This is a genomic window from Nonomuraea monospora (genome assembly GCF_039531895.1).
Taxonomy (GTDB): Bacteria; Actinomycetota; Actinomycetes; order Streptosporangiales; family Streptosporangiaceae; genus Nonomuraea; species Nonomuraea monospora.
In genome coordinates this window covers 1-22,147 of record NZ_BAAAQX010000064.1, presented here as the reverse complement: position 1 = coordinate 22,147, position 22,147 = coordinate 1, and the positions used below count along the sequence as shown (strand labels likewise).

The 22,147-nt window shown below is 71.4% G+C and carries 24 protein-coding genes, 1 tRNA gene and 1 pseudogene; 14 read left to right on the top strand and 12 right to left on the bottom strand.

The features are described from left to right. Nucleotides 1-3 precede the first annotated feature (3 nt). Both ABD331_RS57945 and ABD331_RS57940 read left to right on the top strand, forming a co-directional pair. On the top strand, nt 4-1,170 hold the full coding sequence (locus tag ABD331_RS57945; protein ID WP_425566287.1) for a CynX/NimT family MFS transporter: 1,167 nt from the start codon (nt 4-6) through the stop codon (nt 1,168-1,170). Nucleotides 1,171-1,189: 19 nt separating this feature from the next. Next, entirely contained in the window at nt 1,190-1,873 is a 684-nt protein-coding gene (locus ABD331_RS57940) for a (2Fe-2S)-binding protein (protein WP_344495685.1), read from the top strand. Between the two features lie 60 nt (nt 1,874-1,933). On the opposite strand, the gene ABD331_RS57935 is transcribed toward ABD331_RS57940, so the two are convergent. Further along, nucleotides 1,934-2,542, bottom strand: coding sequence for a cysteine dioxygenase (locus ABD331_RS57935; protein WP_344495683.1), 609 nt, complete (start codon nt 2,540-2,542; stop codon nt 1,934-1,936). Then, nucleotides 2,539-3,435 (bottom strand): amidohydrolase family protein, encoded by an 897-nt coding sequence (locus tag ABD331_RS57930; RefSeq protein ID WP_344495681.1) that lies wholly within the window; start codon nt 3,433-3,435, stop codon nt 2,539-2,541. The genes ABD331_RS57935 and ABD331_RS57930 overlap by 4 nt, the downstream gene beginning before the upstream one ends. Nucleotides 3,436-3,703: 268 nt before the next feature. Here ABD331_RS57930 and ABD331_RS57925 point away from each other — a divergent pair, with 268 nt between their 5' ends. Further along, entirely contained in the window at nt 3,704-4,693 is a 990-nt protein-coding gene (locus ABD331_RS57925; RefSeq protein WP_344495679.1) for a LacI family DNA-binding transcriptional regulator, read from the top strand. A 192-nt stretch (nt 4,694-4,885) separates the two neighbouring features. Here the strand turns inward: ABD331_RS57925 and ABD331_RS57920 are convergent. Beyond that, a pseudogene (locus ABD331_RS57920) lies at nt 4,886-6,124 on the bottom strand (aromatic amino acid ammonia-lyase); the annotation flags it as partial. 9 nt (nt 6,125-6,133) lie between these two features. Continuing rightward, nucleotides 6,134-6,514 carry a phage holin family protein gene (locus ABD331_RS57915; RefSeq protein WP_344495677.1) on the bottom strand — a complete coding sequence of 127 codons (381 nt, stop codon included), beginning with the start codon at nt 6,512-6,514 and terminating at the stop codon, nt 6,134-6,136. A 132-nt stretch (nt 6,515-6,646) separates the two neighbouring features. Here ABD331_RS57915 and ABD331_RS57910 point away from each other — a divergent pair, with 132 nt between their 5' ends. Continuing rightward, nucleotides 6,647-6,922, top strand: a complete 276-nt coding sequence (locus ABD331_RS57910) for a hypothetical protein (RefSeq protein ID WP_148442270.1) — start codon at nt 6,647-6,649, stop codon at nt 6,920-6,922. A 566-nt stretch (nt 6,923-7,488) separates the two neighbouring features. On the opposite strand, the gene ABD331_RS57905 is transcribed toward ABD331_RS57910, so the two are convergent. Then, nucleotides 7,489-8,292 carry an FAD:protein FMN transferase gene (locus ABD331_RS57905; protein ID WP_344495675.1) on the bottom strand — a complete coding sequence of 268 codons (804 nt, stop codon included), beginning with the start codon at nt 8,290-8,292 and terminating at the stop codon, nt 7,489-7,491. Between the two features lie 51 nt (nt 8,293-8,343). Next, complete coding sequence (locus tag ABD331_RS57900) at nt 8,344-9,045, bottom strand: hypothetical protein (protein WP_344495673.1); 702 nt, start codon at nt 9,043-9,045, stop codon at nt 8,344-8,346. A 51-nt stretch (nt 9,046-9,096) separates the two neighbouring features. Between ABD331_RS57900 and ABD331_RS57895 the strand changes: the two genes are divergently transcribed. The 3 genes from ABD331_RS57895 to ABD331_RS57885 all read left to right on the top strand — a co-directional run bounded on the left by ABD331_RS57895 (nt 9,097) and on the right by ABD331_RS57885 (nt 10,787). Continuing rightward, the gene (locus tag ABD331_RS57895) at nt 9,097-9,489 is read left to right on the top strand and encodes an OsmC family protein (protein ID WP_344495671.1); all 393 of its coding nucleotides are present in this window, start codon (nt 9,097-9,099) and stop codon (nt 9,487-9,489) included. Nucleotides 9,490-9,739: 250 nt separating this feature from the next. Continuing rightward, nucleotides 9,740-10,666, top strand: a complete 927-nt coding sequence (locus tag ABD331_RS57890; protein WP_344495669.1) for a nucleoside hydrolase — start codon at nt 9,740-9,742, stop codon at nt 10,664-10,666. Between the two features lie 44 nt (nt 10,667-10,710). Further along, nucleotides 10,711-10,787: transfer RNA gene (locus tag ABD331_RS57885), tRNA-Lys, on the top strand. Between the two features lie 49 nt (nt 10,788-10,836). On the opposite strand, the gene ABD331_RS57880 is transcribed toward ABD331_RS57885, so the two are convergent. After that, nucleotides 10,837-11,169: a hypothetical protein gene (locus ABD331_RS57880; protein WP_344495667.1), complete on the bottom strand. Its 333-nt coding sequence runs from the start codon at nt 11,167-11,169 to the stop codon at nt 10,837-10,839. A 64-nt stretch (nt 11,170-11,233) separates the two neighbouring features. Continuing rightward, nucleotides 11,234-12,097, bottom strand: a complete 864-nt coding sequence (locus ABD331_RS57875) for a DUF4429 domain-containing protein (RefSeq protein WP_344495665.1) — start codon at nt 12,095-12,097, stop codon at nt 11,234-11,236. 49 nt (nt 12,098-12,146) lie between these two features. Here ABD331_RS57875 and ABD331_RS57870 point away from each other — a divergent pair, with 49 nt between their 5' ends. Beyond that, nucleotides 12,147-12,731 carry an HD domain-containing protein gene (locus ABD331_RS57870; protein WP_344495663.1) on the top strand — a complete coding sequence of 195 codons (585 nt, stop codon included), beginning with the start codon at nt 12,147-12,149 and terminating at the stop codon, nt 12,729-12,731. A 14-nt stretch (nt 12,732-12,745) separates the two neighbouring features. On the opposite strand, the gene ABD331_RS57865 is transcribed toward ABD331_RS57870, so the two are convergent. Beyond that, nucleotides 12,746-13,456: a FadR/GntR family transcriptional regulator gene (locus ABD331_RS57865; RefSeq protein ID WP_344495661.1), complete on the bottom strand. Its 711-nt coding sequence runs from the start codon at nt 13,454-13,456 to the stop codon at nt 12,746-12,748. A 136-nt stretch (nt 13,457-13,592) separates the two neighbouring features. Between ABD331_RS57865 and ABD331_RS57860 the strand changes: the two genes are divergently transcribed. From ABD331_RS57860 to ABD331_RS57840, 5 genes are read left to right on the top strand one after another with little or no spacing between them, the layout of a single operon-like run. Next, nucleotides 13,593-15,197, top strand: coding sequence for an ABC transporter substrate-binding protein (locus ABD331_RS57860; protein ID WP_344495659.1), 1,605 nt, complete (start codon nt 13,593-13,595; stop codon nt 15,195-15,197). Then, complete coding sequence (locus ABD331_RS57855; RefSeq protein ID WP_344495657.1) at nt 15,194-16,153, top strand: ABC transporter permease; 960 nt, start codon at nt 15,194-15,196, stop codon at nt 16,151-16,153. Before ABD331_RS57860 ends, ABD331_RS57855 begins: the two co-directional genes overlap by 4 nt. Further along, complete coding sequence (locus ABD331_RS57850; RefSeq protein ID WP_344495655.1) at nt 16,150-18,111, top strand: dipeptide/oligopeptide/nickel ABC transporter permease/ATP-binding protein; 1,962 nt, start codon at nt 16,150-16,152, stop codon at nt 18,109-18,111. Before ABD331_RS57855 ends, ABD331_RS57850 begins: the two co-directional genes overlap by 4 nt. Beyond that, nucleotides 18,104-19,093: an ABC transporter ATP-binding protein gene (locus ABD331_RS57845; RefSeq protein WP_344495653.1), complete on the top strand. Its 990-nt coding sequence runs from the start codon at nt 18,104-18,106 to the stop codon at nt 19,091-19,093. Before ABD331_RS57850 ends, ABD331_RS57845 begins: the two co-directional genes overlap by 8 nt. After that, a complete protein-coding gene (locus ABD331_RS57840) occupies nt 19,090-19,995 on the top strand; it encodes a dihydrodipicolinate synthase family protein (RefSeq protein WP_344495651.1) in 906 nt (301 codons plus the stop codon). Before ABD331_RS57845 ends, ABD331_RS57840 begins: the two co-directional genes overlap by 4 nt. A gap of 47 nt (nt 19,996-20,042) precedes the next feature. Here the strand turns inward: ABD331_RS57840 and ABD331_RS57835 are convergent, their stop codons facing one another. Both ABD331_RS57835 and ABD331_RS57830 read right to left on the bottom strand, forming a co-directional pair. Beyond that, nucleotides 20,043-20,306 (bottom strand): DUF1876 domain-containing protein, encoded by a 264-nt coding sequence (locus ABD331_RS57835; RefSeq protein WP_344495649.1) that lies wholly within the window; start codon nt 20,304-20,306, stop codon nt 20,043-20,045. Between the two features lie 62 nt (nt 20,307-20,368). Next, nucleotides 20,369-20,743, bottom strand: coding sequence for a BlaI/MecI/CopY family transcriptional regulator (locus ABD331_RS57830; RefSeq protein WP_148442255.1), 375 nt, complete (start codon nt 20,741-20,743; stop codon nt 20,369-20,371). On the opposite strand from ABD331_RS57830, the gene ABD331_RS57825 reads away from it, so the two are divergent. Then, entirely contained in the window at nt 20,742-20,981 is a 240-nt protein-coding gene (locus tag ABD331_RS57825) for a hypothetical protein (RefSeq protein ID WP_344495646.1), read from the top strand. The two genes, ABD331_RS57830 and ABD331_RS57825, sit on opposite strands and share 2 nt — an antisense overlap. A gap of 6 nt (nt 20,982-20,987) precedes the next feature. Here the strand turns inward: ABD331_RS57825 and ABD331_RS57820 are convergent, their stop codons facing one another. Beyond that, nucleotides 20,988-22,034, bottom strand: coding sequence for a hypothetical protein (locus ABD331_RS57820; protein WP_344495644.1), 1,047 nt, complete (start codon nt 22,032-22,034; stop codon nt 20,988-20,990). Nucleotides 22,035-22,147: the final 113 nt, after the last annotated feature.

The window sequence follows — 22,147 nt, the reverse complement described above, 5'->3', positions numbered from 1 at the left end:
TCGTTGAGATCCGCATTGCTCGTGGCAGGGTTCGCCCTGGCCGCGCTCAACCTGCGCCCGGCCATCGCGGGTGTCTCCCCCCTCCTCGACGAGATCATGAACGACGTCGGCCTCACCCCGGCGGGCGGCGGCGCGATCACCACGGTCATGGTGGTCTGCCTCGGCGTGTTCGGGCCGGTCACGCCGCTGCTCGCGCGCCGCATCGGGCTCGACCGCACGCTGCTGCTGGGCCTGCTGGTGATCGCCGCGGGCGTCGTGCTGCGCGGCCTGGACGGCGCGCCCGTCCTCTACCTCGGCTCGGCCCTGGCCGCCACCGCCATCGCCGTCATGAACGTCTCCATGCCGGGCGTCGTCAAGCAGCACTTCCCGACCAGGGTCAACCTCATGACCGGCGTCTACGTCTCCTGCGTGGTGGCCGGCGCGGCGGGCGCGTCCGCACTGGTGATCCCGATCGAGCAGGCCACCGGCTACGGCTGGCGCGGCGTCTCGGCGCTGCTCGCCGTGCCTGCCCTGCTGGCGGCGCTGCTCTGGCTTCCGCAGGCGCTGCGCAAGCAGGTGCGCGCCCAGAACGGGCCCCGCCCCTTCGGCGCGGTGCTGCGCAGCCGCGTCACCTGGTACATCACCGCGCTCATGGGCCTGCAGTCGCTGACCTTCTACGTCATGCTGGCCTGGCTGCCCACGATCTTCCTGGAGGCGGGCCTCGCCGCCGACCAGGCCGGCTACCTGCTCAGCCTGACGAACGCGGTCCAGGTCGCCACCTCGCTGGCCGTCCCCGTCCTGGCCGGCCGGCGCGCCTCCCAGGTCCCGTACGTGGTGGGGGCCGGCGTGCTGACCGTGCTCGGCTACCTGGGCATGCTGCTGGCCCCGACCACCGTGCCGTGGGTGTGGATGATCGTGCTCGGCATCGGCCAGGGCGCCTCGTTCGCGCTCGCGCTGCTCATCATCGCGCTGCGCCCGTCCGGGCCCGCCGAGGTGACGGCGCTGTCAGCCGTGGCGCAGTCCGTCGGGTACGTGATCGCGGCGCTGGGGCCGCTGCTGTTCGGCTTCCTGCGGCAGGCCTCGGGCGGGTGGACGGTGCCGCTGGTCGCCGGGCTGGGGGTGTGCGCGGTGCAGATCGTGGCCGGATGGTTCGCCGGGCGCCCTGCTACGTTGGGAAAGGCCCAGATTTAGATCTCCGGGGGTTCGACGCGTGCTGATCGAGACGCTCCGGCGGCTGGCCGGGGAGCGCGATGGGGTGCTGGGGGTGGAGCCCGGCCTCGTCATCGAGCCCGACGAGAGCTGGATGCCGGTGAGCGAGCTGGTGCGGGAGCCGTACACGCTGCTCACGCATCTCGTGGACGAGACGGCCGCCCGCTGGGGCGCGCCGTTCCACGTCGGCGCGGCGCTGTTCTGGAAGACGTACGGCTACTGGCACACGCTGCCCATGGCGCTCGGGTGGGCGCTGGATGGGCGGGTGCCGGTCATGCGGGCGGCGGAGACGTACTTCAAGGTGTCGGGTGCAGGGGTGACGATCGCGGCGACGCGCGTGAGCTGGGGGTCCGGCGCCGGGGTGATCGGCGCGGCGCTGGAGGAGTCGCAGCGGCCGATGGTCGAGGTGCTCAGCCGGATGGCCAAGGTGGGGGAGCGCACGCTGTGGGGCTCCACCGCCGAGGCCGTCGCCCACCCGCTGACCTCCATCGTGCGGGGCGACTACCTGAGGTTGCTGAAGGAGATCGGGCCGCCGCTCGACGGGCTCGTGGAGCCCGCCGGCGACGGCTACTTCCGCAGGACGTGCTGCTTGTGGATCGCGCTGCCCGACGTGGAGCCCTGCGGGAGCTGCTGTGTGCTGAGGCCGCGCGACCGGAGCAGACTCAGGTCGCGCGGCCAGGGCTGACGGCGTGCTCAGGCCAGGTGCTCAGGCCACGCGTTCGGGCCGCGTGCTCGGGTCAGGTGCTCAGGCGACGTGCTCGGCCACGCGCTCGGGGCTGGGCGCCGCTGTGGTGGCGGCGGGCTCGGGCGCGAGCGGCTCGGGGCCGGCGGCCGGGTCGTCCATCGGACGCAGCTCGTCGGCGTAGCTCACCGAGACGCGGCGCATGACGCCCGTGCCGTCGATCGAGTACTGGCCCAGCCGCCACAGCGGCGGCGAGTACGCGTGGATCGACACGCTCTCGTCCACCGCCCCGGTGAGCCGGTGGATGTGGTCGGGCCCGAACGAGAACGACTGGCCCGCAGGAACCACCGTCTCCAGGTGCTCGCCGCCGATGCGCGGGTTGCACTCCTTCAGCGCGCCCTGCACGACGTGCACGGCACCCGAGGAGGTGTCGTGGTCGTGCCAGCCCGTGTCGTCCTCGGGGCGCCAGCACAGCAGCCACACGTCCACGTACGCGTCGCGGTAGAGCGAGGCGTAGTGACGGCCGCCGTCGGCCGGGAAGTCCACCTGCTCGCGCCACTCCTGCGGGCTGGCGGCCAGCTCGTTCACCAGATCGCGCAGCTCGCGCCGGTCGAGGACACGCTCCGGGAGCCCTGCACAGGTGCCCCCGTCCTGGATCTGCTCTGTGTTCACGTACGAGACTCCTTTCCGCTGATGAGGCGACGGGGGTTGACGACCTTGATGGCGTGGTCCGCGGCCGCGCCGAGGCCGGGTTCCGGTGCTTTGGCGTAGGGGGCGTCGGAGCCGTTGACCACGACGTCGATGCCCAGCTCGCGGACGATCGCGTCGATCGCGCGCGGGCCGTACGAAGAGGTCTCCACGAAGAAGTTCGGGTCGACCAGGCCGCGCCCGCCGCCGCCCCTGGCGATCAGGCGTTCCGAGTGCAGCGGGGCGAGCCCCGCGAGCAGCGCGAAGCAGACGCGCAGGCGCGGGTGCCTGGGGCGGACGACGGCGTGGAAGTAGTGCCAGGACGCGTGCATCTGCTGCACGTACGGCACCAGCGCCGGCCACCACGGCGGCGTGGCGGCGCCGTGGGCGGTGCGCGGGAACGGCGGCGTGCCGATCGCGGGACCGGCCGGGCCCGGGTGCACAAACAGCGGCAGGTTCCGCTCGGTCAGCACGTCCAGCAGCTCGTCGTCCGGCGCGGCGGTGGCCGGGATCTGCAGGCCGACGAGGCCGCGGTCGAGGTCCTCGGCGAGCCGGTCGGGGTCGGGCTCGCTGTGGCAGGTCGCCGCCCACGCCGCGTACGGTGCGCCCAGCGCGAGCGCGCCCTCGTGGTAGGCGTCGATCAGCGGCCAGGACTCCTCGGGCGGCAGGAACTCGATGCCGAGCGGGCTCGACAGCGAGACCAGGGCCAGCTCCAGGCCGGTGGTGTCGCGCTTGTCGTGGTCGGCGGGGTTCACTTCGTACGGCGGCTCGCCGTCAAGGACCAGCGTCCACCCGTCGAGGTACGGAGGGGTGCTGCGAGCGCGCAGGGCATCGACGAACGTGCTCGTCCACAGGTGCTGGTGCACGTCGATGCTCACGGGCGGTCGCCTCCTTCCGCTATTTCCTACTCACAATACATGTAAACGCTCTGCGCTGTGACATCTTCGCCTTGAACCGTTTCAGTGATACGGTTCAGTGAACCGCTTCACATCCGCCTTGTCAACGGTGGTACAGCTCACACGAGGCCGCCACGAACTGCGGCGAGCGCTGCTCGACGCGCCCCCACCTGGGGACACGGGTCGGCAAATCTGACAATTCACTGACAGGGAATCTGCTTCTGTCGGCCTCACGCAATAGGCTGGCGTAATGCCTCGCAAGAGAGCGACGATCCGTGAGGTGGCCCAGGCCACAGGCCTGTCACCGGCGGCCGTCTCCTACGCGCTACGCGGCCTGCAGGTGTCGGAGGAGACCATGGAGCGGGTGCGCGCCGCCGCGGCCGAGCTCGGCTACGAGGCCGATCCCATCGCCAGAGCCCTGGCCAGCGGGCGCACCGGGATGATCGGCCTGCTGTGCGGCTCGCTGGAGGACCTCTGGCAGCAGTCCCTGGCGGTCGGCATCAGCAGAGGGCTGCGGGAGAAAGACCGCTACGCCCTCATCCTCGACGCATTCGGCGACCCGGCCAGAGAGCGGGCCCTGGCCCAGCAGCTCCGCGACCAGCGCGTCGACGGCATGATCGTGCAGCCGATCGACCCGGCCGCCGCGTTCTGGCCCGAGCTGTGCGAGTCGTTGCCGGTCGTCGCGATCGGCGACTCCATCTCCGGCACGGCCGGCGAGGTCGTCTTCGACAACCGCAGCGGGGTGACGCTCGCCCTGGAGCACCTGCGCGCCCTCGGCCACCGCCGCGTCGCCGTGCTCACCTCCACCCAGGCCAGCACCCCCGACCGGCCCGCCGACGTGCACGTCACGGCCGAGGCCGACCGGCTGGGGCTGGACATCGAGGTCGCCACCGCGCCCCACGGGCTGGCCGGCGCCACCGCCGCCGCCCACGAGCTGCTCAGCGGCGACAAACCGAGCGCCGTGTTCTGCTTCGCCGACTCGATCGCCTACGGCGTGTACGCGGCGGCCCAGGAGCTGGGGCTGTCGATCCCCGGCGACGTGTCCGTCATGGGCTACGACGACCATCCGATGTCGGGGCTGCTGTCACCAGGGCTCACCACCGTCGACTGGGACATCGCGGGCATCATCCGGGCCGCGGTGCGGCTCATCTCGGCGGCGGCCGACGGCGGCGCCAGGCGGCGGCGCGTCATGCAGAAGCCCACGCTCAGGGAGCGCGGGTCCGTCGCCCGGGTGCCCTGAAACGTTCCCGCCCGCAGACGGCCCGGAGAGGCTCGCGCCCCCAGACAGTCCGGAGACGCTCCCGCCCGCAGACGGCCCGGAGACGCTTGCGCCCGCTGACAGTCCGGAGACGCTCCCGCCCGCTGACAGTACGTGGCGGGAGTGCTCCAGATCCTCCGTGAGCGGGCGGTCAGGGGCGGGGGAGCCCAGGGCGCGGGCGGCGGCGGTGCGCTCGCACGCCAGCACGAGCTCCAGCGGCTCCACGCAACGCAGCGTGTGGCGGGCGGCCTGGGTGGCGAACCCCGCGTGGTCCTCCACGCCGCGCGAGATCACCGCCGTGCCCGTCGTCGCCGGGTTCGCCAGGTGGCGCAGGTCGGCCAGGGCGTCCTGGGCCACGTACTCGAGGATCAGCGCACCGGACGCGCCGGCGCGGTCGGCCAGGAACGGCAGGCGGCCCGTGTAGGACGGGTCCATCAGCGTCGCCAGGCGGGCCGTGCTGAGCTGGGCCGTCTGCACCAGCGCGGCCCGCAGCGCGTCCAGCGCCAGGGCCACGGGGGCCGAGTGGAAGTTGCCGTTGTGCCAGGCCAGGGAGGCGGCGAAGAGCGGGTTCTCGGTGGCGGCGTTGAGGTCGGTCTCGATCGTGGTGACGGCCCGGTCGAGCGCGTCCAGGGCGGCGCCGTGCACCTGGGCGAAGGCGCGGAAGCCGTACGGGTCCTGGATGCGGGGGGTGGGGTCGTGGGCCAGCAGGCCGCGCAGCCTGGCGGCCACGGCGGCCTGGCCCGGGTGCGGGCGGGCCTCCTGCACCACGGCGGCCAGTGGCTCGGGGGAGGCGTCCACGGCGGTGAACGACATCATCGCGACGTCCACGGTCGCGTCGAGAAGGATGCGCAGGCGGTGGCAGGCGATGGCGGCGTCGGCCAGGGTGGCGGCGCCCGAGCTGATGAACGGCAGGGCGTCGGCTGAGGTGAGGTTGTGGCGGGGACCACCGTCCATCTTGTCGTGGTTCCAGGGGATTTCGCCGAGGAGACAGAGGGCGGTGGTGGCGAGGGCCGTGAGGTCGCCGGTGCCGATCGCGCCGTACGTGTGCAGCGGCGGCGTCCAGCCCTCGTCGATCGCCTGCGCCAGCGCGAGGCAGACGGCCGGGTCCACGCCGGAGCCGCCCGCGAGGAGCTGGTTGAGCCTGACCACCAGCATGGCCCTGGCCCGCGCCGGCGGGAGGGGCGGGCCCGCGGCGATGGCGTGGCTGCGCAGCAGGTCGAGGCCCGCGCCCGTCACCACGATGTCGCGGTTGGCGCCCACGCCCGTGCTCCTGCCGTACACCGGGCCGGTCAGTTCCTGGGCGGTGGCCCACGCGGCCCGGGCGCGATCGAGCGAGGCGATCGTGACCCGGGCCCCGCCGTACGCGACCTCGTGAACCTGTGCGCAGGTCAGGCCGGCGCCGTCGAGCTCCATGGGGAGTGGTCAGTCGTTGTCGGGGATGAACAGGCCGAGCGCCCAGCTCACCACGCTGATGATGACGGCGCCCCAGAAGGCCGCCGGGTAGAAGTTGTCCACGTGGAAGGGGATGTCGAACTGGCCCGCGATCCAGCTCGTCAGGTACAGCATGGCCGCGTTGATCACGAGGAGGAACAGGCCCAGGGTCAGCACGATCACCGCGCACCCCAGGGCCTTCACGATGGGCTTGACGATGGCGTTGACCAGCCCGAAGATCAACGCCACGAGGAGCAGGACACCCCAGTACGTGGCCGAGTTGGTGGGGGCGTCGACGTCGATGCCGTCGATGAACTGGATGGCCACCCACAAGGCCACCGCGGCGGCGATGGTTCTGATGATGAATCTCACGCTGAATGATCCTCCCACTTGAGATCGGTGCTCGATAGAGGGCGTAGTCACTACGATGCCCGGCCGTCACTGTGCGTAGTCCCGGTTATCGTCGGCCCAACGAGGGAACAGGCGTGCAGGGGAGGGAGCGAAATGGACGCTAACGGGCTCGAGTCGCTGCCGGCCAACGAGTTGCACGAGAGGGCCGTGCGGTATGCCGTGCGGCATGGGGACCTGGGGTTCCTGTGGGAACTGTTGAAGGTCATCCCGGCGGCTGAGGCGGCCAGCGGTCATGCCAACGAGACTGCCAACGATCTCAGTAAGGTGTCCGCTTTGCTCAGTGATGCCATCGCGGCGGGTGAGGGCAAGCTGGGTGAGGCGTTGCGGCCGGTGTACATCGATTATTTGCGGAAACATCCCGACGCCTAGCGTGGTGGGGCGCGTGTCACCCGCCTCAGGCGGCACCGGCCCGCTCGGCACGGCCCGCTCGGCACGGCCCGCTCGGCACGGCCCGCTCGGCACGGCCCGCTCGGCACGGCCCGCTCGGCACGGCCCGCTCGGCACGGCCCGCTCGGCACGGCCCGCTCGGCACGGCCCGCTCAGCACGCTCAGCACGCTCAGCGCACGGCACGCTCGCACGGCACAGCTCGGCTCGCTCAGCAGGCGTGGCGCCTCAGCGGGCGAGGCAAGATCGGCGGAGCGCTGTGCAGGCGACGGGCCACTCCTGCCCCGGAGAGGCGGCGGAGGGCCGCGCCGTGCTGAGCGCGCCGAGCGGCTGCGCCTGCTGGGCGGCTGCGCTCGCTGCGCCAGCCGGGCCTGCTGGGCGCGCCGAGGCTGCGCCTGCGACGCCTGCTGGCTCGCCGAGAGGCTGCGCCTGCTGAAGTGCTGAGTGCGCTGAGGTGCCGGGCGTGCCGACGTGTCGGGCGTGCTGAGGTGCCGGGCGTGCCGACGTGCCGGGCGCGCGGAGGGCCGGGGGGCTCGTGTCCCGCAGGCTGTCAGCCCGCGAGTCGCGCCCCCTTCCCGCTGTAGTCCAGGAACCCGGGCGTGACGACCTCCTGCCCGTCCCTGCCGACGATCATGGTCTCGTACGCCCCCGCCCGAGCCAGCTCCCCCGCGAACCGCCGCCCCCTGACGGCCCCCATGGCGTAGATCGCGGTGGCGTACCCATCGGCCATCCCGAGGTCGGGCCCGATGACGGTGACGGAGCCGAGCGCGTCCACGACCTGCCCGGTGTGCGGGTCGACGACGGACGAGCCGCCCGAGGTGGCGACGCCCAGGTCGTGCGCGAAGACGACCTTGCGGACGGCGCCGGTGCGCGGGTCGCGGATGCCGACGCGCCAGCGCCTGCCCGGCGCGGAGGAGCCGCGCACTCTGATGTCGTTGCCCGCGGTGATGCGGTGGTCGCCGGCGCCGGCGTTGGCGAGGGCGCGCGAGAGGCGTTCCAGTGCCCAGCCCTTGAGGTAGCCGGACGGGTCGATGACGCCGCCGATGCGGGGTTCGAACCAGCCGCCGGTGGCTTCGCTGAGCGTTTCGCAGCGGTGCAGGACCTCGATGAGTTCGGGGACCTGTTCGATCGTCCCGCCGCGGTTGAGCCGGGCGATCTGGCTGTCGTCGCGGGCCGGGTCGAAGGTGTCGTCCACCCACCGCAGCCAGGCGAACGCGTCGTCGAGCAGCGGGGTCAGCTCGCGGGCGGGGAGCGCCGTGCGGATGTCCACGCTCACCGGTTGCCCCATGACCATCTCGACACGGGCGCTTCCTGGGAACGTCGTCGTGGACTGGGCGATCTGAGAAGTCGTCACCTTGCCTCCTTGTCCTGGAATCCACGCTGTCAGGTGAGGCGTATGGTGGGCCTAAACCTTTTGCCCGGATTTGAAATGAATCTGTGACTTGGGGATGGCGAGGCGTGACAGGGCGCCTCCCACGTACCGCTTGAACCGCCGCGGACCTGCCACGACCACCTGGCGGTCGGCGATGTCGGGGATCTCGCGGCTCAGGCCGGAGGCGCTCACCCGCTCCTTGGCCCGCGGGTCGTGCTCGTCGCCGACGACGAGGATGAGGCCGTAGCGGGTCTGCAGGTCGAGCAGCTCGTCGGTGGCGCGGTCGGTGCGGTAGACGGCCACGGTGTCCGTCGCGCCGGCCAGGCGTTCGCGCAGCGAGCCGGCGTCGAGGCCGGTGGCGATCAGTAAGGAGGGACGGGTCTCGTCGGGGAGCCGGTGGCTCAGCACCGCCATGACGGCCGCCATCGCGTACAGCAGGAGTGAGCCCACCCGGCTGAGGCTGGTCACGTGGGCGGTGGAGCTGAACTGGTGTGCCACCAGCAGGGCGCCGGCGAGGTAGCCGCCGAGCCGCAGGCGCTGCCTGGCCTCCTCGGTGCGCAGGTAGTCGGCGGCCTTGGCGCTGAGCAGCCCCAGCGTCACCAGCAGCGCGGACGCCGCGAAGGCGGTAGGGGACCACGGGTAACCGAAACCAGGCCCGATCGCGCCGAACTCGGCCACCGCGACCCCGCTCCAGAAGAGGATCGGGCCCTGATGAACATTCACCTCGCTAGCCATGACTTCACGATGCTGAACGAACATTAAAGCTTCCTGAGTAGGGTCTGAAACATGGCTAACGTACGTGTCGAGCGGACTGAAGAGGGCGGATTCCGGGCCACCAACGCCCGTGGCGCCGAGGTGCTCATCGGTGGCGGTGACCAGGACGGGGTGTTCACTCCGGTCGAGTTGCTGCTGGCCGCGGTGGGCGGATGCAACATCGTGACCGTCGAGCCGCTCACCGCCAAGCGCGGTCATCGGCTGGTGCGGCTGGAGATGAGCGTCCAGGCGGAGAAGGCCGAGCCGAACAAGCTCGGTCCTGTGACGATCACGTACGACGTGGAGCTGCCGTCCGAGCAGGCCGATGAGGTGTTCAGGGCGGTGGCGGGGCGCGTGCACGAGAAGTACTGCACGGTGAGCCGGTCGCTGCAGGAGGGCACTGAGGTGCGGTTGGAGCTTCCGTAGGCGGATAAGACAGATATTCGACCCCGTTATGACGCGACCGTTGCATTCCTCTCGGTAGCGTTGTAGCAGGTCAGGAGCTCAGCAACTGACCGAACGACCTTCACCGATGCGGACGCGGAGGGGGACCGCGGTTCGCTAGTGCGGGACCGCCGGCGCTTTTGGGGGAAAGCGCCGGCCTGGACCGCCAGTGATCGGGCCGGGCAGCTTTGGGGGAACTGCCCGGCCCGATCCATGCGTATCCTCCGGTTATGTGAAGAAAGTTCTCATCGACTGTGACCCCGGCATCGACGACGCGCTCGCCCTGGCGCTGGCGGCAGGCTCCGCCGACTCCCTCGACCTCGTAGGCGTGACCACGGTGGGCGGCAACGTCGACCTGGAGCTGACCACCGCGAACGCGGTGGCGCTGCGGGAGTTCCTCCAGATGGGCGACGTGCCGGTGACGCCGGGCAGCGCGGGCGCGCTGCTGCACCGCACGGTCAGGGCCACCGCCGTGCACGGCGACACCGGGCTGGGCGACGTGGTCTTGCCGACGCCGGAGCGGGGGCCGTCCGAGGGGCACGCGGTCGACTTCATCATCGAGACGCTGAAGGCCGCCCCCGGCGAGATCACGCTGGTGGCCGTGGGGCCGCTGTCGAACCTCGCCCTCGCCGTACGCCGCGAGCCGCGCGTCGTCGAGTGGGCCCGCGACCTGGTCATCATGGGCGGCTCCTACACGCGCGGCAACCACAACCCGGCGGCCGAGTTCAACATGCTGGCCGACCCCGAGGCGGCGGCGATCGTGTTCGAGGCCGGGTGGACGGTGACCATGCTCGGGCTCGACGTGACGCTCAAGGCCATGGTCGACGGGGGCGTGCTGGACCGGATGCGGCCGCTCGGGCGGCTGGCCGACCTGCTGGTGCCGGCCGCGCAGTTCTACGGGGTGGTGACGGCCGAGGGCGGCCCGGCCATCCATGACGCGTGCGCGGTGGCGTACGTGCTCGACCCCACGCTGTTCACCTGCGTGCCCGCCGTCGTGAACGTGGAGACCGCCGGGCAGTACACCCGCGGCATGACGGTGACGGACTTCAGGGTGTCGGGACGGGAGGCGAACGCCCTGGTGGCGACGGCCGTGGACGTGCCCGCGTTCTGGGATCTGGTGATCGGGGCGTACCAGAAGCTGGCCACCCGCCTGGGATGACCCGGCACGACCACTGTGCGGCGGCTGATAGAGTTTCTCTTGTTGCGCCGCTAGCTCAGTTGGTTAGAGCAGCTGACTCTTAATCAGCGGGTCCGGGGTTCGAGTCCCTGGCGGCGCACCACCACCGACAAGGGCACCGTCTCGACGACGGTGCCCTTCGTCTTTCCCGCTCAGGCGGGCCGCTCGTCCACCCCGACGGCGCCGACCCCGCTGGTGAAGATGCCTCCGCAGTAGCCCTGCGACTCCCCGTAGCCGCCGGGTGGGAGCGTCACCCACTCGCCCACCACGTCCGGCGCCCTGCCGCAGACGACCACGGCCCGGAAGACCCAGCTCTGGCCCGTGGGGTTGCTGCAGGCGGCGATGCCGAGGTCGTTGTCGTTGGCGTGCACGTAGGTGTCGCATCTCAGCACCGTGGCCGCCGCCGACGCGGACGACGGCAGCCCGGCCGACATCAGCGCGATGAGCCCGCCCGCAGCCGCTGCGATGAGTGTTCCCCTGGACATTGCCCCTCCTGAAACGATCGCTGCCCGTTACTTTGCGCAGCCGATCGTAGTCGAAGAGTAGTCGCTACGACTCCTGGAGCCGCCGGATCATCGCCTGCTTGGCAGTGGCGAACTCCTCGTCCGTCAGCACCCCGGAACGGTGTAACTGGCCCAGCTCGGCCAGCCGGCGCAGGACCGCGTCGTGCACGTCGTCGGCGACCGGCGGCGGCGCGGCGGGCAGTTCGGGCTGCTCGCGCGGCAGCCGGGCCAGCACGGCCGCGGCCACCAGCGCCGTCGCGCCGCCGAACCGCTGGATGCCCCAGGACACGCAGCGCAGATCCTTCTGCGGCGGCCTGGCGCTCGGCGCCTCGCCCTTGATCCGGAAGCGCAACGTGCCGTAGCCCATGCCGGACTGCGGCTTCCACTCCACGCCGGAGACGTCGGACAGCGGGAACTCCTGCGGGCCCGCCTTCTCCTTCTCCGTGCTCGCCCAGCCGGTCCACTCCAGCCGTACGCGCTCGCCGTCGAAGAGCGCCGCGCCGTCGCCCGCCGAGGCGGAGATGGGCACGTCGGGGACGGGCAGCAGGTAGTCGTCGCAGGGGCCGCCGGGCGTCTGGTAGACGGTCAGGGTGTCGCGGATCTCGTCGGCGAAGTACTCGGCCGCGCCCACCCGGGCCTTCGGCACGGCCAGCCGGTACGGGTCGGCGGGCGGCCCGAGCGCCCCGGCGGCCACGTCGAACAGCGCGTCGGCGCCCTTGCGCAACCGCAGGCGGAGGTGGCCGCCCTTGCGCGCGGGCTCGAAGGCCACGCCGGCGATCGCCTCCAGCGGGACGCGCACCTCACCCAAGGTCCTGCGCAGCTCGTCGATGTCCTTGTCGCTCCCGGGGACGATCCGCAGCAATTCCCCATTGAACGTCCATGACCCGTCTGGGACAGCGATCTCGGCCATATTCTCAGCCTAGGACACGCTCGCGGCACCACCCAGGCGAAGGAGCGGAATGCAGATCTTCACGAGCTGGCCGTCGTGGGCGCACGCGGAGGGCCCGCTGAGCCGGGCGCTTCCCGCGTCCACCGTGACCTCCCTGCGCGACGCGGTCGCCTTCGCGCGGCGCATGCACGGGGTGCAGCAGCGGCCGACCGGGCGGCCGTACGTCGAGCACCTGCTGGAGGCGCTGGAGGTGGCGGTGTGCGGCGCGGGGCTGAGCGACAGGGAGGTGCTGGTCGCGACCGTGCTGCACGACGTGCTGGAGGACACGCCGTGCACCGAGGGGGAGGTGGCGCGGCGCTTCGGGCCCGAGGTGTCGGCGCTGGTGCGGTGGGTGACCAAGCCGCGCGGCGGCTCGAAGGCCGACTACCTGGCCACCCTGGTGAAGGCGCCGCCGCGGGCCGTGCTGGTGAAGCTGTCGGACCGGGTGAGCAACGTGCAGGAGCTGCAACGCATGTCGTGGCGGTTCCAGCGGCGGTACTACCTGGAGACGGTGGCGTACATCATGCCGCTGGCCGGGGCGCATCCGTGGTTCGCCGAGTGGTTCAGTGAGTGGCGGTGCCGGTGGCGGCGCGTCGAGCGGTGGCCGGCGTCCTGACCTGGCCGCCGATCCTAGCCGCCGATCCTGGCCGTCCGGTTGCGCACGCCCTCGAAGTGCGCCTGTACGGCGGCCACCGCGGCGGCCCTGTCGCCCTTGAGCACCGCCGTGTAGATGTCGCGGTGCCGCCTGGCCACGTCGGCGGGCGGCTCGTCCGGTGCGCCGAGCGCGTCGCGGAGCTGGTAGTAGACGTCCCAGAAGGCGCCCAGGAGCTGGCCGACCAGGGGGTTGCCGAGCGGCCGGTAGAGCACGTCGTGGAAGAGGCGGTCGGTCTCGGGGGAGACCAGCCCGGCCTGCGCCTCGCTCTCCATCCGCGCCATGACGTCGGCGACCGGTGTCAGGTCGACCTCGGGGCCCAGCTCGATCAGCCGCTGGACGAGGCCGCTCTCCAGGATCTCGCGGATCTGCACCAGGTGGGCGAGGTGGTTGGCGCCGTTCTGGAGGGTGAGGCGGCTGTGGAAGGTCAGCTCGTCGACCAGCCCGGCCAGGGACATGCGGCCCACGAACATGCCGAAGCCGTGGCGGATGTCCACGATGCCCACCGCTTGCAGGGCCTTCAGCGCCTCCCGTACCGAGTTGCGGCTGACCTGGAGCTCCTCCATGAGCTCCGACTCGGTGGGGAGGGGGTCGCCCGCCACCAGCCCGCGTCTGACGATGAGGTCCTTGACGCCCTCCTGGGCTTCCACGGCGCGGCTGGGGCGCGCCGGACGCGGGACTGTGGTCATGAAGAATCCTTTCATCACAGGTAACAATCCGGAAATCTTCCGTTGACCTCAAGCCGTGGTGGCAATTAGCGTCCACCTTACGCACATCGTAGGACATGGGATGTCCCATGTCCTATCCCCTCTTCAGGAGGCAACCGTGAGCTCTGAGTTCAGTCGCCGCGACTTCCTGCGTTACAGCGGGGCGACGGGTGCGGCGGCGTTCATCGCGGCCACGCTCTCCGCTTGCTCCGGAGGCCCGGCCTCGACCGGCTCGGTCGGCGCCGGGACCAACAAGGACCTGATCACCGCCGTCATCGGGTACGGCAACGACCAGAGCTGGGACCCGACGCAGACCGCCTCGGCCTTCGCCATGGCCGGCATCAACCACGTCTACGAGGGTCTGCTCGACACCGACCCGATCACCCGCGAGCCCTACCCCGCGCTGGCCACCGCGCTGCCCGCCGACACCAACGCCACCACCTGGAAGTTCACGCTCAGGGACGGCGCCAAGTGGCACGACGGGCAACCCGTCACGGCCGACGACGTGGTCTTCACCTTCGAGCGGATCCTCGGCCCCGACAACGTCCTGACCGGCAACTTCTTCAAGTCCTGGCTGCGGGAAGTGAAGAAGGTGGACGACAGGAGCGTGGAACTGGTCTTCAAGTTCCCCTTCCCGGACGCGGCGCCGCGCCTGACGATCGCCAAGATCATGCCGAAGCACGTCTTCAGCCAGGCGGGCGCCTGGGACGCCGCCAAGGGCGGCAAGGCGGTCGGCTCGGGGCCGTACAAGCAGACCGCGCACAACCCCAAGTCCAACACCTCGTTCGAGGCGTTCGACGGCTACAACGGGCCGCGCCCCGCCACGGTCGCCAAGATGAACTGGCTGACCATCGTGGACGCCGCCGCCCGCGTGGCCAAGATCTCCGGCGGCTCCGCCGAGGCGCAGATCGCCGACAACATCCCGTACGCCAACGTCGACCAGCTCAAGCAGCAGGGGCTCACGGTCGAGGGCGGCAAGGGCATGAACCACATGTTCCTGATGTTCAACACGGCCGCCAAGCCGTTCGACGACATCCGGGTACGCCAGGCCCTGCACTACGCCATCGACAAGCAGAAGATGATCGACGTGGCGCTCAAGGGCCACGGCACGGCCTCCAGCTCCTTCCTCAACGAGGGCCACCCCGACCACAAGCGGGCCTCGGTCGTCTACGACTACGACCCGGAGAAGGCCAAGGCGCTGCTCAAGGAGGCCGGCGTCAGCAACTTGGCGATCAACCTGATGGCCGTCAACGTGAGCTGGATCGCCGACTGCCTGCCCACCATCGCCTCCTCCTGGGAGGCCGTCGGCGTCAAGACGACGCTGGAGCCGCAGGACACGGCCGCGCTGTTCACCAAGATGGACCAGTTCCAGGACTACCAGGTGGTCGCCGCGGCCTCGAACCCCAACCAGTTCGGCATGGACGCCGACCTGATCCTGCACTACAACTACGTGCCGGGCGGCCTGTGGATGAAGTACAGCCACTGGGACGGCACCGACGACGCCGAGAAGCTCTTCACCATGATGGACGAGGCCAGCAAGGAGACCGACAAGGCCAAGCGCACGCAGCTGATCCACGAGTATCTGGACTTCGTGGCCGAGCAGGCCATCCTCTACCCGGTCGTGCACAACGAGCTGATGACCGCCTGGGATGCGAAGAAGCTGTCCGGCGTCCGCGCCCAGCCGTACCCCGGCATCAACCTGCTGCAGGCCAAGAGGACATGACGCTCGTCCTCCGGATGCTGCTGCGGCGGCTCCTCATCCTGATCCCGCTCGTGCTCGGCGTGGTCGCGTTCGTGTTCGTCGTCATGCGCTTCTCCGGCGTCAAGCCGGAGTACGCCTACTTCCAGGGCGCGAACCCGACCCCCGAGCAGATCCATCAGTTCCAGGTCGAGAACGGCCTGCTGGACCCGCTGCCCCTGCGCTACGTGCGGTTCGTCGCCGACCTGGCGCAGGGCGACATGGGCACCAGCGTGCTGACCAAGAAGCCGGTCATCGAGTCGGTGACCACCGCGCTGCCGCTGACGCTGCAGCTCACCTTCCTCGGCCTGGGCGTGGCCGTCGTGCTGTCGCTGGTCTTCGGCGTGACGGCGGCGCTGTTCCGCGACCGGTGGCCCGACCAGGTGATCCGCATGGTTTCGCTGGTCGGGGTGGCGGCGCCCGCGTTCTGGCTGGCCCTGCTGATGATCCAGTGGCTGGCCGTCGGCGAGGGGCTCTTCCCGACGGGCGGCTACATCAACCCGGCCGACTCGCTGACCGGCTGGCTGCAGTCGATGGCGCTGCCCGCCCTGTCGCTGTCGCTGCCGATCGCCGCCCAGCTCACCCGCATCATCCGCACGTCGATGGTGGAGGAGCTGGACCGCGACTACGTACGCACCGCGATCGGCAGCGGCCTGCCCATGATCGTGGTCGTCGGCCGGAACGTGCTGCGCAACGCCCTGATCAACCCGCTGACCGTGCTCGGCCTGCGCATCGGCTACCTGATCGGCGGCACCGTGGTGATCGAGACGATCTACGGGCTGCCCGGCATGGGCCAGCTCATGATCAACGCCGTGCGCGACGGCGACCCGGCCGTCGTGCAGGGCGTGGTGCTGACCATCGCGGTCGGCTTCATGGTCGTCAACCTGGTCGTCGACATCCTGTACCTGCTGGTCAACCCCCGCCTCAGGAGTGCCACATGAGACGTGGTCTGACGACGCGGCTTTCCCGGCCCGGCCTCGGCTTCCGCCGGTTGAAGCCGATGTCGTGGGTGTCGGTGGGCATCCTCGCGATCGTCGTGCTGGCCGCGGTGCTGGCGCCGTGGATCGCGCCGCACTCGCCGTACTTCCAGGTCGTCGCGGACCCGGCGACAGCGGGCACGGCCGCCGGCGGCGGGCCGTCCGCGGAGCATTGGATGGGGCTCGACAGCGCCAACCGCGACATCCTGTCCAGGCTCCTGTACGGGGCCCGCTGGTCGCTGCTCATCGGCCTCGGCGCGACCGGGCTGGCCCTGGTGGCCGGGGCGATACTCGGCGCCGTCGCCGCCACCGCGCGCAAGGGCGTGGACGAGACGCTGATGCGGGTGCTCGACGTCATCATGGCCTTCCCCGGCATCGCGCTGGCCGCGGTGCTCGTGGCCGTGTTCGGCGGCAGCATCCCCGTGCTGGTCATGGCCATGGCGTTCCTCTACATGCCGTCCGTGGCCCGCGTCGTGCGGGCCAACGTGATCGCGCAGTACGGCGAGGACTACGTGGCGGCCGAACGTGTCATCGGCGCCCGCACACCGCACATCATCGCCAGGCACGTCGCGATCAACTGCGCCGCGCCGGTGCTGGTGTTCTGCACGGTGATGGTGGCCGACGCGATCGTGTTCGAGGCGTCGCTGTCGTTCATCGGCGCCGGGGTGCGCCCGCCGAACCCGTCCTGGGGCAGCGTCATCGCCGACGGCAAGAACCTGGTGCTGCTCGGCGGCTGGTGGGCCACCGTCTTCCCCGGCCTGCTCATCCTGCTCACCGTGCTGGCGCTGAACATCCTGTCGGAGGGCATCTCCGACGCCTGGGCCGCCCCGGCGGCGCGCAAGGCGCAGGTGCGCGCGGACGACGACGCGTTCGAGCAGGCCGAGCCGGGCTCCGGCGAGATCGTCGAGCTGCCCGGGCTGGAGGAGGCCGCGCGCAGGCTGGCCGAGCGGGCCCGCCCGCTGCCGCAGGGCCCGCCCATCCTCGCGGTCGAACGGCTGCGCATCGGGTTCGCCGAAGGCGTCGACATCGTGGACGGCATCGGGTTCGAGGTGCGTCCTGGCGAGGTGCTCGGCCTGGTCGGCGAGTCCGGCTGCGGCAAGTCGCTGACCGCGCTGACCATCATGGGCCTGCAGCCCCGCGACGCCCGCGTCAGCGGCCACGTCCGCTTCGACCAGCGGGAGCTGCTCGCCGAGTCCAAGGGCGCCCGCCGCCGGCTGCTCGGCCACGAGATGGCGATGATCTACCAGGACGCCCTCTCCTCGCTGAACCCGGCCATGACCATCAAGGCCCAGCTCAAGCAGCTCACCCGGCGCGGCGGCCGGCGCAGCCCCACCGAGCTGCTCGAACTCGTCGGCCTCGACGCCCGCCGCACCCTGTCGGCCTACCCGCACGAGCTGTCGGGCGGCCAGCGGCAGCGCGTGCTGATCGCGATGGCGCTCTCGCGCGACCCCAAGCTGATCGTCGCCGACGAGCCCACCACCGCGCTGGACGTCACCGTGCAGGCGCAGGTCATCGAGCTGCTGCTGAAGCTGCGCGAGGAGCTGGGGTTCGCGCTGATCCTCGTCTCCCACGACCTGGCGCTGGTGGCCGACGTGACCGACCGCGTGGTCGTCATGTACGGCGGCCAGATCGTCGAGACCGGCGTCACCGCAGCCCTCGTCGGCAGGCCCGCCCACCACTACGCGCGCGGCCTGCTCGGCTCGGTGCTGTCGCTTGAATCGGGCGCCGAGCGGCTCACCCAGATCCGCGGCGTCGTGCCGGCGCCCGCCGACTTCCCCTCCGGCTGCCGCTTCGCCGACCGGTGCCCGATGGCCACGGACGTGTGCCGTACCGAGAAGCCGGTGCTCGAAGGGAGCGCCACGCACCAGGTGGCCTGCCACCACCCGGCGCAGACGCTGGTGAGGAGCGAGCAGCATGCTTGAGCTGAACGACGTGCACGTCGTGCACAAGGCCCGCTCCGGCGGCCTGTTCGGGCGCGACCGCGTGTACGCGCTGACCGCCGCGAACCTCACCGTCAGCCCCGGCGAGACGGTCGGCGTCGTGGGCGAGTCGGGCTGCGGCAAGTCCACGCTGGCCAAGGTGCTGGTGGGGTTGCAACGGCCGACCGCGGGCACCGTGACCTTCCGTGGCCGCGACCTGTGGGGGATGAAGGAGGCCGAGCGGCGCGAGCTGGTCGGGTCGAGCGTCGGCATGATCTTCCAGGACCCGTCCACGGCGCTCAACCGGCGGCTGCCCATCAGGCAGGTGCTGCGCGACCCGCTCAACGTGCACGGCCACGGCACCCCCGCCCAGCGCGACGCCCGCGTCCGCGAGCTGCTCGACCTCGTCGGGCTGCCCGCCGGGGCGGCCGACGCGCTGCCGGGCCAGCTCTCCGGCGGCCAGCGCCAGCGCGTGGCCGTGGCCAGGGCGCTGGCACTCGAACCCGACCTGGTCGTGGCCGACGAGCCGACCAGCGCGCTCGACGTGTCGGTGCGGGCGCAGATACTCAACCTGCTGTTGGATCTGAAGGAGCGGCTGGGGCTGGCGCTGGTGTTCGTCTCGCACGACATCCAGACGGTCCGCCGGATGAGCGACCGCGTGGTCACCATGTACCTGGGCAGGATCGTGGAGCAGACGCCGGCGCGGTCGGTGCCGCTCGGCGCGCGGCACCCGTACACCAGGGCGCTGTTCTCCGCCACGCCGGGGCTGATCTCGCCGATCAACCCGATCCCGCTGGTGGGTGTCGTCCCGTCGGCCACCAGACCGCCCAGCGGCTGCCCGTTCCGCACCCGCTGCTGGCGCGCGGACGACGCCTGCGCCGCCGGGATGCCCGAGGCGACGGCCGAGGGCGACCACCTGTTCCACTGCCACCACCCGGTGGCGGCGGGTGCTACCGACCTCGAACTGATTCAGGAGCGCAGATGAGTCTGACCGGTGTGATCCCTCCGGTGTGCACCCCCATGACCCCCGCGTACGAGGTGGACACGGCGTCGCTCGTGCGGCTGGTCGACCACCTGATCGCCGGCGGCGTGGACGCGCTGTTCGTGCTGGGATCGTCGTCGGAGGTGGCGTACCTGACGGACGCGCAGCGGCGGACGGTGCTCCAGACCGTGGCCGGGCACGTGGGCGGCCAGGTGCCGGTGCTGGCCGGGGTGATCGACATGACCACGCCGCGGGTGCTCGAACACGCGCGCGTCGCCGTGGCGGCCGGGGCGTCGGGGCTCGTCGCGACCGCGCCGTTCTACACGCGGACGCATCCCGAGGAGATCCGCACCCACTTCAGGACCATCGCCGCGCGGGCCGGGCTGCCCCTGTACGCCTACGACCTGCCGGTCTCCGTGCACACCAAGCTCAGCGCCGACCTGGTGCTGGAGCTGTCCCGCGAAGGAGTGCTGGCCGGGCTGAAGGACTCCAGCGGCGACGACGGCGGCCTGCGCGCCGTCGTCATGGGCCGCGAGGCGCCGTTCAGCGTGCTCACCGGGTCGGAGGTGACCGTCGACTCCGCGCTGTGGATGGGCGCCGACGGCGTGGTGCCCGGGCTGGGCAACGTGGACCCGCGGGGGTACGCCGAGCTGTTCCGCTGCGCCTCCCGCGGCGACTGGGAGGCGGCCAGGGCCGAGCAGGAGCGCCTGGTCAGGCTGTTCGAGATCGTCCACGTCGGCGGGAGCCGGATGGGCGGCAGCTCGTCGGGGCTCGGGGCGTTCAAGGCCGCGCTGCACCTGCGCGGCGTCATCGACTGCCCGGTCACCGCCCTTCCGCAGATCCCGCTGAACGAGGACGAGGTCGGCCGGATCGGCAAGCTGCTCGCCGCCGCCGGCCTCCTCTGATCAGAGCTCTTTACGGTACGGTCAGGGCTCTTTACGGTCAGGGCTCTTTACGGTCGGGCAGGGCTCGCCATCTGGGCGATGTCCTGCGCGCCGTCCTCGATCAGCTTCGAGGCCAGGTCCGACAGCGCCCGCCCGGCGGCCAGCTCGTCGCCGATCCCCGGAACGGGCCGGTCATCCGGGTTGCGGCGGGCGTGCGCCACGCTCTCGTGCCGCTTGCCGTCGGGGGTGAACAGCACGGCCGTGGCCGTGGTCAGGGCGTCCTCGTCGTCCTCGCTGATCCAGATCTGGATGTTCCACTGCTTGTACTCCATGACGACCACCTCCCTAGCGTCCAGCCTCTCTCCAGGAGAGGCGGACGTAAAGGTGAGCGCCCCTACGGGCGGCGGTTGCCGGGCGGGACGACCTGGAGCGCCGTCTCCAGCGCGGTGGCCTCCTCCGGAGTGAGGCGTTCGAGGAAGTGCACCAGCGTGGCCGCCTGGTTGCCGCTGGCGGCCAGCGCGTGCCGCATCAGCTCGGCCGTGTAGGCCTCCTTGGTGGCGATCGGCTCGTACACGTAGGCCCGGCCGACCGGCTCCCGCCTGAGCAGGCCCTTGGTGTGCAGCTTGTCCATCACGGTCATCACCGTGGTGTAGGCGATCTCGCGCTCCGTACGGAGGTCTTCGAGCACGTCACGGACGGAAGCCGGTCTGCGGTAGGACCACAACCTGTCCATGATCGTGGATTCGAGCTCTCCGAGAGGGCGCTTCATGCCCCACATCGTAAGGGTTGAGCCTCCGCTGGTCGCCGAACACCTGACCAGGCAGGAGCGGGACCGGCTCAGCGAGTGCGCCCGCCCCCACCTGACCGAGGACCGGCTGCTCATCCAGCTCGGCGCCCTGCTGGAGGACGCCACCGACGGGGAGCGGCGCGCGTTCCCCGGCCTGATGCCGCTGCCCGCCCGCGTGCTGTGGGCCGTCACCAGTACGACCGGGAGGTGCGCCGCCTGACGCCTGCTACTGGGAGTCGCTCTCGGGGGAGATCACGGACATCCAGGCCGCCGCCTCGTCGGCGCGCAGGATCCGCTCCAGGCGGATGGTGCCGGTCATCATCGGGTAGCGCCTGCCGGGGCTCCAGGACCGCTCGTACGGCGGCGGGTCGAGCACGACCACCCGCACCCCGTCCACCTGGGGGATGTCCGCGGGGACGCCCTCGTTCCAGATCCACTTGCCGTAGGCGTCCACCAGGTTGAACTGGCCGCTGACCGGGCCGTCCTCCGGCTCCGCGTCGCCGTCCGTGGCGTTCAGCACCCACTCAGGGTCCGGCTGCACGCCCTCGATCAGGCCGTGGTCGGCCGGGCCGCTCACCACGTCCGCCAGCAGGGTGTGGAGCTGGAAGTTGTCGCCGATCCCGCCGATGACGACCTCGTACCCGCGGCCGGTCTCCCTGTGCAGGACGATCAGGTGCTCGTCCTCCAGCACGGCGAGCAGGCCGGCCAGCCACTCCAGGTCGGGGCGGTCCTCGATCACCGCCGTCAGGGCCCGCACCAGGCGCTCGCGGCCAGGCAGCGCGGCCCGTACCTGCGCGGAGAGCTGCAGGATGGACAGGACCGGCATGTGCGCCATGTACAGGTTCGCCCACGCGTCGGCCAGCGCGAACGCCTCCTCCTGCGGCAGGCCGGTCAGGCGGCCCGCCGCGCTCGGCATCCACGCCGGGTCCTCGTCGTCCGGCTCCGGCGGGTCCTCGCCGGTGGCCTTCCGCCAGGCCTCGGCGAACCTGGCCGACTGCTCCAGCAGCCCCGTCAACTGCTCCACGAGCGGCTCGGCCAGCGGGACGGGGTCGGCGCCGCGCTCCGCCAGCGCGCCGGCCACGATGCCGAGGCGGGCGCCGATGCCGGGCGGGACCAGGTCGAAGACCGTGCCGAACCGGGCCGCCACGGCCGACAGGGTCGCCTTGTCGGTGTGCTCGGTGGCGGCGTAGAGCTGGGAGGCGTGCTCGAAGAGCCGGTCGGGGTCGCGGTCGTTGGCCGCTTGCAGGAGCGCGTCGAGATGATGATCGAGCATTCCGGCAGGTTACGACATATCCGGACTTGGCGTGCGCCGCTCACGCCCGCCGCCGTCCGGCGTCTGCGCCCGACGCCGCCGCCTGCGCCCGCCGTCCGCCGCCGCCCGCCGTC